16 protein-coding genes are annotated in these 15,753 nt (G+C 30.4%); all 16 read right to left on the reverse strand.

Going from position 1 to position 15,753, the window contains the following annotated elements:
• Positions 1 to 65: 65 nt before the first annotated feature.
• The gene (gene spoIVA / locus OCU47_RS09350; protein ID WP_261828330.1) at positions 66 to 1,544 is read right to left on the reverse strand and encodes a stage IV sporulation protein A; all 1,479 of its coding nucleotides are present in this window, start codon (positions 1,542 to 1,544) and stop codon (positions 66 to 68) included.
• 180 nt (positions 1,545 to 1,724) lie between these two features.
• Positions 1,725 to 2,720: an NAD(P)H-dependent glycerol-3-phosphate dehydrogenase gene (locus OCU47_RS09355; RefSeq protein WP_261828331.1), complete on the reverse strand. Its 996-nt coding sequence runs from the start codon at positions 2,718 to 2,720 to the stop codon at positions 1,725 to 1,727.
• 2 nt (positions 2,721 to 2,722) lie between these two features.
• Positions 2,723 to 4,039, reverse strand: coding sequence for a ribosome biogenesis GTPase Der (der, locus tag OCU47_RS09360; RefSeq protein WP_261828332.1), 1,317 nt, complete (start codon positions 4,037 to 4,039; stop codon positions 2,723 to 2,725).
• Between the two features lie 3 nt (positions 4,040 to 4,042).
• A complete protein-coding gene (locus tag OCU47_RS09365) occupies positions 4,043 to 5,392 on the reverse strand; it encodes a DUF512 domain-containing protein (RefSeq protein ID WP_376778056.1) in 1,350 nt (449 codons plus the stop codon).
• A gap of 139 nt (positions 5,393 to 5,531) precedes the next feature.
• Positions 5,532 to 6,185, reverse strand: coding sequence for a phosphate signaling complex protein PhoU (gene phoU / locus OCU47_RS09370; RefSeq protein WP_261828334.1), 654 nt, complete (start codon positions 6,183 to 6,185; stop codon positions 5,532 to 5,534).
• 17 nt (positions 6,186 to 6,202) lie between these two features.
• A complete protein-coding gene (pstB, locus tag OCU47_RS09375) occupies positions 6,203 to 6,952 on the reverse strand; it encodes a phosphate ABC transporter ATP-binding protein PstB (RefSeq protein ID WP_261828335.1) in 750 nt (249 codons plus the stop codon).
• A gap of 14 nt (positions 6,953 to 6,966) precedes the next feature.
• Positions 6,967 to 7,839, reverse strand: coding sequence for a phosphate ABC transporter permease PstA (gene pstA, locus OCU47_RS09380; RefSeq protein WP_261828336.1), 873 nt, complete (start codon positions 7,837 to 7,839; stop codon positions 6,967 to 6,969).
• Positions 7,839 to 8,729, reverse strand: a complete 891-nt coding sequence (gene pstC / locus OCU47_RS09385; RefSeq protein WP_261828337.1) for a phosphate ABC transporter permease subunit PstC — start codon at positions 8,727 to 8,729, stop codon at positions 7,839 to 7,841. Before pstC ends, pstA begins: the two co-directional genes overlap by 1 nt.
• 59 nt (positions 8,730 to 8,788) lie before the next feature.
• The gene (locus tag OCU47_RS09390; RefSeq protein ID WP_261828338.1) at positions 8,789 to 9,685 is read right to left on the reverse strand and encodes a phosphate ABC transporter substrate-binding protein; all 897 of its coding nucleotides are present in this window, start codon (positions 9,683 to 9,685) and stop codon (positions 8,789 to 8,791) included.
• 275 nt (positions 9,686 to 9,960) lie between these two features.
• Complete coding sequence (locus OCU47_RS09395; protein WP_261828339.1) at positions 9,961 to 11,658, reverse strand: ATP-binding protein; 1,698 nt, start codon at positions 11,656 to 11,658, stop codon at positions 9,961 to 9,963.
• A gap of 2 nt (positions 11,659 to 11,660) precedes the next feature.
• Positions 11,661 to 12,359, reverse strand: coding sequence for a response regulator transcription factor (locus OCU47_RS09400; protein ID WP_261828340.1), 699 nt, complete (start codon positions 12,357 to 12,359; stop codon positions 11,661 to 11,663).
• A 12-nt stretch (positions 12,360 to 12,371) separates the two neighbouring features.
• A complete protein-coding gene (pgeF, locus tag OCU47_RS09405) occupies positions 12,372 to 13,097 on the reverse strand; it encodes a peptidoglycan editing factor PgeF (protein ID WP_261828341.1) in 726 nt (241 codons plus the stop codon).
• Between the two features lie 139 nt (positions 13,098 to 13,236).
• A complete protein-coding gene (gene nrdR, locus OCU47_RS09410; protein ID WP_261828342.1) occupies positions 13,237 to 13,689 on the reverse strand; it encodes a transcriptional regulator NrdR in 453 nt (150 codons plus the stop codon).
• 60 nt (positions 13,690 to 13,749) lie between these two features.
• On the reverse strand, positions 13,750 to 14,016 hold the full coding sequence (locus OCU47_RS09415) for a YlmC/YmxH family sporulation protein (protein ID WP_261828343.1): 267 nt from the start codon (positions 14,014 to 14,016) through the stop codon (positions 13,750 to 13,752).
• A 163-nt stretch (positions 14,017 to 14,179) separates the two neighbouring features.
• The gene (gene sigG / locus OCU47_RS09420) at positions 14,180 to 14,953 is read right to left on the reverse strand and encodes an RNA polymerase sporulation sigma factor SigG (RefSeq protein WP_261828344.1); all 774 of its coding nucleotides are present in this window, start codon (positions 14,951 to 14,953) and stop codon (positions 14,180 to 14,182) included.
• A 76-nt stretch (positions 14,954 to 15,029) separates the two neighbouring features.
• The gene (gene sigE, locus OCU47_RS09425; RefSeq protein ID WP_261828345.1) at positions 15,030 to 15,737 is read right to left on the reverse strand and encodes an RNA polymerase sporulation sigma factor SigE; all 708 of its coding nucleotides are present in this window, start codon (positions 15,735 to 15,737) and stop codon (positions 15,030 to 15,032) included.
• Positions 15,738 to 15,753 lie beyond the last annotated feature (16 nt).

Genomic DNA, 15,753 nt, shown 5'->3' on the forward strand with positions numbered 1-15,753 from the left:
TAGACTTATGTCTATAGGCGCTTATTTTTATTTCTTAGATTAACTTCGATTATTTGTTTAATTTATCATAATATTAAGCAAATAAAATCGCCTTCTCCTTCGTTAATGATTTTTTGTAATGTCTTTTGCATTTTAACTTGTACATTTTCAGGCATTTTATATAGCTTGTTTTGTAATCCTTCCTTTACAAGCATTTCTAAAGACTTTCCAAACATATTACTTTGCCATAATTTAGATGGATCACTTTCGAATTGCTCTAATAGAGATTTTACAAGTTCTTCACTTTCCTTTTCTGTGCCCATAATAGGAGATATCTCAGTTTTTATATCTGCCTTAATTAAATGTAAACTAGGAGCGCTTGCTTTCAATTTAACACCAAACTTTGCACCTTGCCTTACAATTTCAGGTTCCTCAAATTTCATTTCAGATAATTGTGGTGCAACCAATCCATATCCAGTTTCCTTAACCTCTTTAATTGCATTAGAAACCTTATCATATTCTACTTTAGCATAATGTAAATCTTTTATTAATGCCAATAGATCACTTTCATCCTCTATGTTATCTCCACATAATTCACTCAATATCTTGTAGAATATATCAACTTTAGGATTCATATTTACTGTAGCATTACCACTGCCTAAATCCATTTCTGCAATTTCAGTTTTTCCTAGAAAATCTTCTCCCTCATATCCACTTAAGCATTTCTTTATATCTCTTACCTTAAATATGTTTTTGCACATATCTTTAATTATGTTTATGAAGTCTGCCTTTAGCCAATGAGAAGAATCTAATTTTTCAATCCATTGAGGCAAATCTATATTTATTTCTTTTACTGGGAACTCTTTTAATACTTTATCAAATAACTTGTTAATGTCTTCTTCACCCATATTAAAGACATCCAGTATTTGAACAGGCACCTCGTACTTTTCTTCCATTTCTGCTTTCAAAGCCTTAGTTTCTGGTGCATTAGGTTTTGAAGAGTTTAGAATAATTATAAAAGGTTTATTAATAGCCTTAAGTTCGTTAACTACTCTCTCCTCTGGTTCTTTATAATCTTCTCTTGAAATCCCTGTAATACTTCCATCAGTTGTAACTACAAAACCAATTGTAGAATGATCTGTGATAACCTTTCTTGTACCTATCTCTGCCGCATCTTCAAAAGGTATAGCATAATCAAACCATGGGGTATTTACCATCTTGGTATCTTCCCCTTCTAAGTAACCTAAAGCACTCTTTACAATGTATCCAACACAATCAACAAGTCTTATGTTAAATTTAATGCCCTCTTCCAAGTTAATTTCAACTGCCTCATTAGGTACAAATTTAGGCTCTGTTGTATGAATACTTTTTCCTGATCCACTCTGTGGCAATTCATCCTTTGCTCTTTCTTTTTTATAGGTATTATCAATCTTAGGTATTACCATTAAATCCATGAATCTTTTGATGAATGTGGATTTTCCTGTTCTTACCGGACCTACAACGCCTACATAAATATCACCTTGTGTTCGCTCTGCTATGTCTTTATAAATGTTAAAACTTTCCACAGTATAGCCTCCTAATTAATTTTTAACAGTATATATATATTGACCCTTTATATAAAATATACATATTTTTATTTTATACTTGAAAATTTAGCTGCACTAAAAAAGGTAGAAATCTATTTTGATTTCTACCTTAAATATATTCTAATTTTATTAATTTAGTATAGGATATCTAAAAAAACTTTAATGATTTTCGTGTTTTTTATCTCTTTCCATTAAATCACTGCCAGCTACCTTAGGATCTTTTCCATTAAATAAGATATCATATAAGTTATCTGTAATAGGCATAGATACTTGCATTTTATCTTTTAATTCATGGAAGGCTTTGCAGGCTTTTATACCCTCTACAACCATACCTACATGCTCTACAGCCTCATCCATTGAATAACCTTGACCAATAAGAATCCCTGCTTTTCTATTTCTAGAATGCATACTGGTACAGGTAACAATTAAATCTCCCATACCTGTAAGCCCTATAAAGGTTTCTGGTTTAGCACCTAAAGCAGTACCTATTCTAGTAATCTCCATTAATCCTCTTGCCATTAATGCAGCCTTACTGTTATCTCCATAACCAATACCATCTGAAACACCAGCCACTAAAGCTATAATATTTTTAACTGCTCCACCAATCTCTACACCAATTAAATCATCATTAGTATAAACTCTAAAGCAATCACACATAAATAGCTCTTGAACCAATTCCGCCTTATCCATTTGTTCAGATGAAACCACTATTGTAGTTGGTAACCCAACTGCAACTTCTTCAGCATGAGTAGGTCCTGACATAACTACTACTGGATTATTAGGAAGTTCTTCTTTTATAATTTCAGATAACCTTAAATTGGTTCCTTCCTCAATACCTTTAGCAACATTAACTATTATAGCCTTCTTTGGTATAAACTCTTTAAAGTTCTTACAAACAGTTCTTATTATATGAGATGGAACAGTAAGAACTACAAAATCAGCATCCTTTATTGCATCCTCTATATTGTTAGATGCAGTTACACCACTAGGAATTATTACATCCTTAATGTATTTGCTGTTAGTTCTTTTGTTGTTTATCTCATCAACTACTGCCTCTTCTCTATCCCATATATTAGGCTCATATCCCTTATTAGCTAATAGAATTGCTAAAGCAGTACCAAAGCTCCCTCCACCTATAAAAGTCACCTTATTCATAATTATTCCTTCCTTTCTCTATATTCGATTTCAAGACCAGTTCCCTTAAAATCAAAACTCTCCCTTAATTGATTTTCTAAATATCTTGCATAAGAGAAATGAATTGCAGTTGCATCATTAACGAAGAAAATAAACTTTGGTGGTTTAGTAGCCACTTGAGTTGCATAATAAATTTTCATTCTTTTAAGTCCCACTATAGGAGGTTCTTTCATCAAAACAGCTCTATTAATTACATCGTTAAGTATTCCTGTAGAAACTCTCTTATTATAATTATCATAACACATTTTGGCAACTTCTAAAACCTTATGAACTCTTTGCCCTGTTAAAGCTGAAATAAATAAGTATGGTGCATAAGATAAGAAAGATAATTTAGCTTGCATATCTTTTTGGTAGTTAACCATAGTTTTATCATCTTTTTCTATAAGATCCCACTTATTAACTATTACCATTATAGCTTTGTTCATTTCATGAGCATACCCTATAATCTTTTCATCTTGGTCTGTAACGCCTTCTTCTGCATCTACCATCAAAATACACACATCAGCTCTTTCAACAGCTGCATAGGTTCTTATAACGCTATATCGCTCTATTTCCTCTTTAACTTTGCTCTTTCTTCTAAGTCCTGCTGTATCAACTAGAATAAACTTTCCCAGATCAGTCTCAAGATAACTATCTACTGCATCTCTAGTTGTACCAGGAATATTACTTACTATAACTCTTTCTTCACCTAATAGTTTGTTTATTAATGATGATTTACCTACATTAGGTTTACCTATCATAGCAATTCTAATATATTCGTCCTCTTCTTCACCATCATATAAACCATCAAAGTGTTTAACCACTTCATCAAGCATATCCCCTAAACCAAGTCCTTGTGATGCTGATATGGTCATCGGTTCACCAATTCCCAAATTATAGAACTCATATAAGTTCTCTTCATCTTTTTTAGAGTCAACCTTATTTACAACTAAAACAATAGGCTTTTTGCTCCTTCTTAGCATTTGAGCAACTTCTGAATCTGCTGCAGTTAATCCTTCTTTACCATCAACTATAAAAACTATTACATCGGCAGTTTCAATTGCAATTTGAGCCTGTCTTTTCATTTGTTTAAGTATTACATCATCACTTTTAGGTTCAATACCACCAGTATCTATCATAGTAAATTCATATTTTAACCAATCTGCTTGAGCATACACTCTATCACGTGTAACTCCTGGAGTATCTTGTACTATTGAAATTCTTTTTCCTGCTAATCTATTGAATAACGTTGATTTACCAACATTAGGTCTTCCAACAAAAGCAACTATTGGCTTTGCCATTATTTATTCCTCCTTACAATTTTCATTTATTATATCAATCAAATCTTCACCAGAATAATCACAAATTAAGATTTTAGTATCTAATGCTTTCTCTAAATCCTTAACTGTATAATCATCAAGCATGATTTGCTCATTATCATCTGCTAATTCATAACCTTTTCTAAACATATTACTAGACATGATTAAATAATCAGTTTTTATCTTATGTTTAACCTGATCTATAATATCTGTAGCAGTTAGTAATCCTGCTACTGTAATAGTATTGCCAAAATAATTATTTATTATTTTATATGTATCCATTATTACATTACTATTCTCTTGCATTATTAATTTAGCAACATGATTTATTTCTTCAAAAGCCAGTTCACCAGTTACCATGGAAAAACTACCTTTTTTAGTTTTATTTAATCTAGGTAAATCTTGTTTTATTGTATCTCTTAGTAGCCTAACCATCCCGACACCATCTTCAATTTGATAGTATCCATCATAAAATTCTGCGGACGGAATTTCTGCTTCAGCAGTCAAATAAAACTCGTCAGAAAGTCTTACAAATGGCTTTCCGGTTTCATCTATAAATTTTCTTTGTAACTTTGCAACATTTTCAATCTCAGCTTTTGCTAATTCTTTATTATAGATATCTACTTTAGCTAGACCTTCTCTAAATTTTGTTATTCCTATAGGAACTGCTGCTACATTTTGTACACTTGGATATAAGCTATACAAATCATTAATCGTTCTTATAAGCTCATCTCCATTATTTACATTAGGAATTGTAACTATTTGAGCATTAATAGTAATTTCTGCTTCTGCAAGCTTCTTTAATCTCTCAAATACATTTCCTGCAAACCTATTGTTTAGCATTTTTACTCTAAGTTCTGGATTAGTAGTATGAACTGATACATTTATCGGACTAATTCTATATCTGATTATTCTATCAATATCTTCGTCTTTCATATTAGTTAAAGTAACAAAATTTCCTTGAAGAAATGATAATCTTGAATCATCATCTTTAAAATATAAAGTCTCTCTCATGCCTTTTGGCAATTGATCTATAAAACAAAACATACAGTTATTTGAACATCTTTTTGCTTTATCCATAATTGCCATATCAAATTCTACGCCTAAATCTTCTTGTAAATCTTTATCTGCTTCAATGTCCCATATTTCTCCATTGGCCTTCTCTACTTCTAACTCTATATATTCATCTGATAATAAAAATCTATAATCAATAATATCTTTTATTTCAGTACCGTTAACAGAAATAAGAATATCTCCAACTTCAATACCAAGTTCTTCTGCTAAACTTCCCGGAAAAACTTCCTTTATTCTGCTGCCCATATTTTTCACCTCTATGTGTAATGTAATATACTACATTATAGTATATTACCCTAATTAACCCTCAGAGTCAACAAAATAGGATAGATATGAAATGTCTTTCTTATCTATCCTAACAAAATAACTCTACATTTTTCAAGTAATAATTAAATAAAATCTACTCATTTAAATCCACATATTTTCCTGTAACTAAGAAAATAGTCCATTCACAAATATTAGTTGTATGATCTGCAACTCTCTCAAGATATTTACATACAAATAGTAATTGTGAAACTTGATTTAGATTTTCATTTGACTTCATATGTTCAAGCAATTCATCAAAAATCTTTTTATAATAAGCATCTATCTCATCATCTTTTAAACAGATATCATAAGCTGCTTTAACATCTCCTGCAATATAAGCATCTATAGATAATTTAATCATTTCTTGAACTTTCTCAGCCATTTTAGGAATGTCAATAAGTTCTTTAATATAGTGCTCTTTACCCATTTTAGTTACAATCTTTGCTATATCAACTGCATGGTCTGCCATTCTCTCCAAATCTGTAACTATCTTAATAGCAGTAAATATATCTCTTAAGTCCGTAGCTAAAGGTTGATTTTGAGCAATAAGTCTTATGGATTTCTCCTCAATTTGTCTTTGCAAGTCATCAACGATATCATCATTATCAATAACTTTATTAGCTAGCTCAACATCGTGGTTTTTTAGAGCGTCAATGCAACTGTGAAGTTGCTTTTCAACCATACTGCCCATTTTAACTAAATCTTCATGAACATATCCCAATTTTTTATCAAAAACTATTCTACTCATTCTAAACACCCTCCCTTTTAGCCAAATCTTCCAGTAATATAGTCCTCTGTTCTCTTATCCGTAGGCTTATAAAATACCTCATCTGTTTTACCATATTCAATAACCTCTCCATTTAAGAAGAAAGCTGTTTTATCAGCAATTCTTCCTGCTTGTTGCATATTATGAGTAACTATTATAACTGTATATTGCTTCTTAAGTTCATCCATTAGTTCTTCTATTTTATTAGTAGAAATAGGATCTAATGCTGATGTCGGCTCATCCATTAACAACACTTCTGGTTCAACTGCTAATGTTCTAGCTATGCATAACCTTTGTTGTTGTCCTCCTGAAAGACCTAAAGCACTTTTCTTAAGTCTGTCTTTAACTTCATCAAAAAGAGCTGCGCCTTTTAAACTTTTTTCCACAATTTCATCTAAAGTGGCTTTATCCTTTATACCATGAATTCTAGGACCATAAGCTATGTTATCATAAATTGACATAGGAAATGGATTTGGCCTTTGAAAAACCATTCCAACCCTCTTTCTAAGATCAATTTCATCATACTCTTTATAAATGTCTTTACCTTCAAAAAGAACAGTACCTTCGATTCTAACTATATCTATTAAGTCATTCATTCTATTTAATGTTCTTAAAAAAGTAGATTTTCCACAGCCTGATGGGCCAATTAATGCTGTTACCTTATTTTTATCTATATCCATATTTATATTCTTTAAAGCATGATTTGCTCCATAAAATAAATTTAAATCTCTAGTTTCTATTATACTCATTACGTATCCCCTTCCTATTTCCCACTATAAGCCTTATGAATCTTATTTCCAATAAACCTTGCACTTATATTAAAAACTAAAACTAAAATTATAAGTATAGCTGAGGCACCATTAGCAATTTGCTTTGAATTTGCTGCCATTCCTTCGGCATTTAGCTTCCAAATATGAACCGCTAAGGTCTCTGCTGGCCTAAATAAACTATATGCAGATGAATTATTTATTAGACTGAACTTTCCAAACTTCACCATAGGTGCACTCATACCAGAGGTATATAAGAAAGCTGCTGCTTCTCCAAAAATTCTACCTGCTGCAAGTATTACTCCGGTTAATATTTCAGGCATTGATGAAGGTAGAGTAACCTTTGCTATAGTTTGCCATGGTGTGGCTCCTAATCCTAAACTAGCTTCCTTAACATTCTTTGAAGCAGCTCTAATTGCATTTTCTGTCACTCTTGTCATGGATGGTAGATTTAATATACTAACAGACAATGCACCTGCTAGAACAGAGTATTTCCAATGCAACATAGTTACAAATACTAATAAGCCAAATAATCCAACAACTATTGATGGCAGAGATGCCATAGTTTCAATACAAAGCCTTATAAAATCTACAAATTTATTTTTTCCAGCATATTCAGCTAAGAATATACCAGCTCCTACCCCTATAGGTATAGTGATTAGAAGTGAAATAATAAGTATATAAAATGAGTTAAAAAGTTGAGGTCCAATTCCTCCATTATCATTATTGCCAAATATAAATTTAAAATTCAATGATTGTCTACCATTAAAAATTATATATCCAATAAAAAGTGCTAATAAAAACACAATTAAAAATGAAATTATATATAAAACACTTGTTGCTATCTTATCAATCTTTTTTGCCTTCATTATACTTTCCCCCTATTTCCTATTTTTCTTGTTATGAGGATAAATATAAATGAAATAATAAGTAGAATAAATGCCATTGACCAAAGAGCATCATTCCATGCAGTACCAAACGCTGTATTAGCCATGTCCATAGTTAGAATACTTGTAAGTGTAGCTGTAGGTGTCATTAATCCACCAGCTATCTTCACTGTATTTCCAATTACCATTTGAACTGCTAAGGCTTCTCCAAAAGCTCTGGCTATCCCCAACACTATACCAGTAAATATACCACTTTTAGCTGCTGGTACTATAACTTTATATATAGTTTGCCATCTTGTGGCACCAAGACCATAAGAAGCTTCAATATATTCTCTTGGAACAGTTTTAATAGCATCTGATGCAAGTGATGCTATTGTTGGAAGAATCATTATACTTAATACAATAATACCTGCAAAAAGACTAAAGCCAACTCCTCCAAAACTGTTTTTAATTAATGGAATTAAAACACTTACTCCTATCCAACCATATACAACTGATGGAATTCCCACAAATAACTCCAACGCAGGTTGTAAGATCTTCTTTCCAACATTAGGAGATATAACATTCATAAATATTGCTAAGGCAACAGCTATTGGTGCACTAATAACCACAGCCCCAACAGAAACCAAAGTTGACCCCACAATAAAAACAGCTGCACCAAACTGAGGTTTATCCAAATCTGGACTCCAGTTTGTGCTAAATAGAAATTTATAAATAGGATATTTATCCTTTACAAAAGTATTAATCCCTTTGCTAGCTAAAAAAAATGTAATAGCCAGTGTTATGACTACTATAAATATACCACATACGTAAGAAAAACTTTTACCAATATATTCTGTTTTAAGTTTTCTATAAAAACTCTTTTTCTCCATATCTATACCTCAATTTAGATTAATTTTTGGACTGGTTTTCACCAGTCCAAAGTTTTTAATTACTCTTTTATTTTACTACCTTGAACAAATCCTAATTTATCAAATAAATCTTTATTGTCTTCACTTGAAACAAATTCTATAAATGCTTTTGATAAATCTTTTGCTTCACCCTTAGTATACATATGTCCCCAAGACCAGAACTTATATTTTCCACCGATTATGTTATCTACAGAAGCTTCAACTCCATCTATTGTAACCTTATTCACCTTGTCTTTTGATTCATTAGCATTAGCTAAAGCCACATAACTTACTGAACCTGGTGTACTTTGGATTGAAGTCATTACTGATCCTGTACTATCTTGAACTATTCCAATCTTATCATCTTCTAAAGCTTTATTACCATCCAATAATACTTTTACAAAAGTAGCTCTTGTTCCTGAAGATGCTGGTCTATGAATTACTGTTATTTTCACATCTGGTCCGCCAATTTCTTTCCAATTCTTAACCTTGCCTGAGAATACATTTTGTATTTGTTCCTTAGTTAAGTTTGTTAAAGTAACATCTTTACTAGTTACAACAGCAAATCCTTCACCTAAAACTTTATGATCAACTAAATCTTTATCTTCACCATTTTTGAACTTTTCATTAGCATATATATCTGAATTGCCTATATCAACATTTCCTTGGGATACTTGAGTTAAGCCTTGACCACTTCCTCCACCTTGAACATTAATAGTAGCATCGGAATTTTTCTCTTGAAATTTCTTCGCTGATTTTTCTATAAATTCTTGCATTGCAGTAGAACCTGAAATGGTTATTGATCCTGAAACTGACTGCTTTTTAGTATCTGGTGTAGTGTTGCTTCCTTGCTTTTCACTTGAGCAACCAACAAATGCCCCTGCCATCATAGTTACAACCAATGCTGAAATTACATATTTTAATCCCTTTTTCTTCATTATAAAATTCCTCCAAAAATTAAAATTTATTTTCTATTTATTTACCTTACAAGTATTATAATAGACAAGCAAAGTTAACCCAGTATTAGTTTAATGTTAAGTAATGTTACCCTTTGTAAATTATTTTTTACATTAGAATTGATTTTTATGCTAAATTTGTTGATTAGTTTTTTTGTTAGCTGTGTAATTAAAAGAATAAAAAAAATAATCTACACATAATTAGGCTTATCCTAATTACATGTAGATTAAAAATCACACTATATATACACTAGATTTTATAATTTAATTGTAAACTTGGTTCCTTCCCCAAGCCTACTTTGAACTTCTACAGTTCCACCAAAACTTATAACTATATGCTTTAATATAGCTAGTCCCAAGCCAGTTCCACCTTTAGCTCTAGACCTCGCCTTATCTACTCTATAAAATCTTTCAAAAATTCTCGGCAAATCTTTTTCAGGGATTCCAATTCCAGTATCCTGAACTTCAATTACATTCTTTCCTTCTTCCTCATATGTATTAATAAATATTTTATCTCCACTCTCTGAATATTTTATTGCATTATCTAATAAAATTATTATCATCTGTTTAAACTTATCTGGTGCACCCCAAATATGATTATTATTTTTCAAAGAAGTTTCAATTTCTATATTCTTTTTAGATGCTTCTAACTTAACTAAAGACACTACATTATCAATAATAAGCTCAGGACTGAAATCCATATCGTTAGTTTCTTCATGCAACTTATTACATTGTTCCAAGTTTGATAAAGTTAAAATATCGTTTATAAGTCTAGCTAATCTTTCAGCCTCATCATTAATTATCCCAAGAAATTTCTTTCTGGTTTCTTCGTCATCAACTTCTAGCAATGTTTCTGAAAATCCTCTAATGGAAGTTAATGGTGTCTTAAGTTCATGAGATACATTGGCTACAAATTGTGATCTCATATTTTCTAACTTCTTAATGTCTGTTATATCTTGAACAACTGCAACCTTTCCAATATGTTCTTTCCCATTTATAATTTCAGCAGTTTTTATTCTAAGATCTCTCTCTATAGGATTTATTATTGTTATTTCAACACTGTCCTTCTCTGAATCAAATACATTGTCTAATTCAAAATCTCTGACGTGATTCATTAATTTCTCACCAATAATATCACCTTTTATCCCAAAGATTTTTTCAGCATATGGATTTATCATAATAACATTATGTTCTTTATCTACGGCTATTACCCCACTATCCATGCTCTTTAGTATTGCTTCCAATCTATTTTGCTTATCTACCAACTCATTTAATGTTAATTGCAATGTATCAGCCATATGATTAAACGCACATCCTAATCTTCCCAATTCATCTTTTGATTTTACACTGACTCTTTTTGTTAGATCTCCTTCTGACATTTCATATGCTACAGATTCTAACTTTTTAAGAGGATTAACAATTACAACCGAAAGTTTTAAAGACATAAATATGGACAAAAAAATCACTGCAATTAAAGTTACTATATAATATTGTCCATTCTTATCTTCAAACATTTTAATGTGTTCTAAAGGTATAGAAGTTCTTATAATGCCATTATCATTAAGCTTTGTAGCATAGTATAACATATCTTTTTTTAAAGTTTTACTATATCTAATACTGTATCCTTCATTATTCTTCTCAGCCATAAGAATTTCTTCTCTATTAGCGTGATTATCTAAATTTTTTAGGAGAGTGTCTGAATCATATTCAACCTCTCCTGATTTATTTATCAATGTAATTCTTATATCTGATTTATCCTTTGTAATATTTGAAACTACGGATACAGGATTATCAGTCTTATTAATCATTTCTGAAAGCAGTCTATTATATTCTTGTAACTCCAATCTTATTGTATTAATATGCTGATGATTAGTTATAGTAATAAAACAAGCTGTTAAAATAACTAATGAGAATAGTATGGTTCCCATTACATATGCAATTACTTTATTTTTCATATCTATTCACCTGTGGTAAATCTATACCCTATCCCTCTAATAGTTTCAATAAACTTAGGGTTTTTATCATCATCCTCTATTTTTTTTCTTAAATGCCTTATGTGAACATCCACTGTTCTTGTTTCACCAATATATTCATATCCCCATATCTTATCTAAAAGTAAATCTCTTGTTAGTACTTTTCCTCTATTCTTTACTAAATTCTCTAACAATTCAAATTCTTTTAATGTTAAATCTACAATTTTCTGATCCTTTAATACTTCATGCTTCAAAAAGTCAATATTTAAATTTCCTACCTTAAAGTTTCTTTCTGATTTTGAAACATATTGAGTTCTTCTTAAAATAGCTTTCACTCTAGCAGTTAATTCTCGTACAGAAAATGGCTTTGTCAAATAATCATCTGCACCAAGTTCAAGGCCCAAAATCTTGTCTAATTCTTCACCTTTTGCGGTAAGCATTATTATAGGAATATTAGCGGTTAAAGAATCTTTTCGTATTTCTTTACACACCTCATACCCATCCATTTTCGGAAGCATTAAATCTAAAAGTATAAGCTGAGGTTGTTCTTCTTTAGCTATTTTTACTGCTTCAACACCATCATATGCAACTGAAGCCTTATATCCTGAATTTTCTAGATTAAATTTAATTAATTCAACTATGTTCACTTCATCATCCACGATTAATATTTTTTCCTGCGACATTTTATACCCCCATTATTTTAAATATATTAAAGAGATTTGCCTTCCTGACTTTTCTTTATCTTTTCTATATGAATGGAATATAGGATTTGTTGAGCAAAAAGTACAATAATCACTTGTTGTTATTTGCTGCTGTAAAATGCCACAATTAGTACATTGTGCAATAATACATTGCTCCAAATTTAAGTATCTATCTTGATTTATTGGCTGATTTTCAAACATGTCATTGCTCTTAAACTGCATAATAAGTTCTTCAGAAACTTCATAACAGCATACCTTATTATGTGGTCCTATAAATATCTTTAAATTCTCAACTTTACATTGAAAATCTGTTTGCATCTTCAAAATAGTTTTTCCTACAATATTGTTTATTGTTCCTTTCCATCCACTATGTATTGCTGCTATTACATGATTACAAGTGTCTACTGCTATTACAGGAACACAATCAGCTGTAAAAACTCCAATTGCTAATTTGTCCAAATTAGTTATTATAGCATCTCCTTCAACTTGTCCTTGAATGTTATCATCCTTTTTTAAAAGAACTATTTTATCGGAGTGAATTTGCTTTAAATAAGAGATTTTATTTAAATTTAATTTTCTTGCTAAATCATCTAACTTTAGCTTTGTATCAGGCATAGAAATATTATAACTTGTACCTTTAGCTGCTGTTGAAAACATTACCTCGTATTCATCATTTTCGTAAGATATAACTTCTGATTCTCCTATGGTCTTTATTTGCATATCTATATTCCTCCCTAATTTTATCATTATAAAAAAAATATTTAAAGTAGTATTTACTTTTCTTAACTTGCATTTAACTTAAATATTAATTAAGGTAGTTTATACTAATATAAACTACCCCATTATTAATTTTACTGTTTTATTCTTTAATCAACTTTGATATTTCTTCCATAAAAGTGTTGATATCTTTAAATTGTCTATATACAGAGGCAAACCTTACATAAGATACTTCATCAATAGGTTTTAATCTCTCCATAACCATTTCACCGATATCCTCAGATTTAATCTCAGCAATCATCTTATTACTAATATTTTTTTCAATATCATTAGCTAATTCTTCTATTTGATTTCTAGATATAGGTCTTTTTTGGCAAGCAATTATCAAGCCATTGATTATTTTTCCTTTATCAAAATTTTCCCTGGTGAAGTCTTTCTTTATCACCAAAATAGGAATATCTTCTACTTTTTCATAAGTGGTATATCTCTTACCACACTTTAAACATTCTCTTCTCCTTCTAATTGCATTACATTCCTCTGCTGAACGAGAGTCCACAACTTTGCTTTCTTCGTATGAACAAAATGGACATTTCAAAACACTCACGTCCTTCCTTGAAATTTATAGGTAAATTATACACTACAAACGAAGAAATTACTATGCTTCAAACAAAGTTTTATCATCACAGTCTACTAATATTACATCATATCCTATTTTTTGTATCTTTTCCCATGGTATTTCTATAAAATCTACTGTTCCAAATATTTTAGGTTTCTCCTTAATTATTAATAAAGAAACTATATTAAAATTATCACAATCTAACTTTAAATCATAGATAGTACCTAATACTTTACCTAAGTTTACATCAATAATCTCCATCTCTTTCAATGCATTTAAAGAAAACATATTCAATTCTACATCCAAATCAATCACCCCATAAAATATATATGAACTTATTTATAAATTATTACAATAACTTAAAATACAATTTTGAACCTTTGCTATTTGTTTATTGTGAGTAATAGAAAAGGTCCAAAAAGAAAGTTGAGGATTAAACTTTCTTTTTGAACCATAGACAGGAATGAATTTATACATATTTCTTCATATGTTTTAAAGCGGTTTTTTCTAATCTGGATACTTGAGCTTGTGAAATTCCTATTTCATCTGCAACTTCCATTTGTGTTCTACCATTAAAAAACCTTAAAGTTAATATTAACTTCTCTCTATCATTTAATTTTTTCATTGCTTCTTTTATTAATATATTCTCTAACCAACTATCATCTCCGTTTTTGGAATCAGAAATCTGATCCATAACATATATGGCATCACCACCATCATGATATATAGGTTCAAATAATGATACTGGATCTTGGATAGCATCTAGTGCAAATATAACTTCTTCTCTTGGTAGATTAAGTTCCTTAGCAATTTGAGATATATTAGGTTCCTTATTACTTTCCTTAATTAATCTATCTCTAACTAATAAGGCTTTGTATGCAATATCTCTTAAAGATCTGCTTACTCTAATAGTGTTATTATCTCTTAAATATCTTCTAATCTCTCCTATTATCATAGGCACAGCATAAGTAGAGAATTTTACATTTTGACTTAAATCAAAGTTATCAATTGCTTTCATAAGTCCTATACAACCTACTTGAAACAAGTCATCTACATTTTCTCCTCTGTTATTAAATCTTTGAATAACACTAAGAACTAATCTTAAATTTCCATTGATGAAAGTCTCTCTTGCAGAATTATCACCAGATTTCATAGCCATCAAAAGTTTTTTCATTTCTTTTTCTTTTAATACAGGCAATTTTGATGTATTAACACCACAAATTTCAACTTTATTGATTATCATTAATAATCAGCCCCTTTAAGTAATAACCTACTGCATTATAAATTATTTCCGAAAGGTGCTTATTTTATTCTATATATTAAATCATTCTATTCATTTCTTTTTTCAATCTTTTTATTATTTTTTTCTCTAACCTAGATATATATGATTGAGAAATCCCTAGCATATCTGCCACCTCTTTTTGAGTTTTTTCCTTAGTACCAAAAAGGCCAAACCTTAGCTTAACAATTTCTTTCTCTCTATCACTTAAATTTTTCATAGCTAAAAATAGTAGTTGCTTGTCTACCTCATCCTCAATCAAATGATAAACAGTATCATTTTCTGTACCTAGAATATCTGACAATAATAATTCATTTCCATCCCAATCTATGTTTAAAGGTTCATAAAAGGATATTTCTGCTTTAACTTTCGCATTTCTTCTAAGATACATTAGTATCTCATTTTCTATACATCTAGAGGCATATGTTGCAAGTTTAATCTTTTTCTCAGGATCAAATGTATTTACAGCCTTAATAAGGCCTATATTTCCTACTGATACTAAATCCTCTACAGCTACTCCAGTATTTTCAAACTTACGCGCAATATATACTACTAATCTTATATTACGTTCTATTAATGTACTTCTTACTGATTCTTCTCCATTAGTAAGTTTTTGTACTAACTCATCTTCTTCTTCCTTTGATAAAGGAGGGGGTAATGCGTCACTACCACCTACATAATATACCCTTCTTTTGCACAATCCAAATTTAGATATAATTCTATTTAAAAGTCTTCTTAGAAACCCCATACTTAAGCACACCACC

Source organism: Clostridium sp. TW13 (genome assembly GCF_024345225.1).
GTDB lineage: Bacteria > Bacillota > Clostridia > Clostridiales > Clostridiaceae > Inconstantimicrobium > Inconstantimicrobium mannanitabidum.

Coding starts and splice junctions, on each gene's coding strand:
- pstC (WP_261828337.1), bottom strand. CDS start 8,729: ATGGAGAAAAAGAGTTTTTATAGAAAACTTAAAACAGAATATATTGGT.
- OCU47_RS09400 (WP_261828340.1), bottom strand. CDS start 12,359: ATGTCGCAGGAAAAAATATTAATCGTGGATGATGAAGTGAACATAGTT.
- sigE (WP_261828345.1), bottom strand. CDS start 15,737: ATGGGGTTTCTAAGAAGACTTTTAAATAGAATTATATCTAAATTTGGA.
- pstB (WP_261828335.1), bottom strand. CDS start 6,952: ATGAGTATAATAGAAACTAGAGATTTAAATTTATTTTATGGAGCAAAT.
- OCU47_RS09355 (WP_261828331.1), bottom strand. CDS start 2,720: ATGAATAAGGTGACTTTTATAGGTGGAGGGAGCTTTGGTACTGCTTTA.
- sigG (WP_261828344.1), bottom strand. CDS start 14,953: ATGATAATCAATAAAGTTGAAATTTGTGGTGTTAATACATCAAAATTG.
- der (WP_261828332.1), bottom strand. CDS start 4,039: ATGGCAAAGCCAATAGTTGCTTTTGTTGGAAGACCTAATGTTGGTAAA.
- phoU (WP_261828334.1), bottom strand. CDS start 6,185: ATGAGTAGAATAGTTTTTGATAAAAAATTGGGATATGTTCATGAAGAT.
- OCU47_RS09395 (WP_261828339.1), bottom strand. CDS start 11,658: ATGAAAAATAAAGTAATTGCATATGTAATGGGAACCATACTATTCTCA.
- pgeF (WP_261828341.1), bottom strand. CDS start 13,097: ATGCAAATAAAGACCATAGGAGAATCAGAAGTTATATCTTACGAAAAT.
- pstA (WP_261828336.1), bottom strand. CDS start 7,839: ATGAAGGCAAAAAAGATTGATAAGATAGCAACAAGTGTTTTATATATA.
- OCU47_RS09390 (WP_261828338.1), bottom strand. CDS start 9,685: ATGAAGAAAAAGGGATTAAAATATGTAATTTCAGCATTGGTTGTAACT.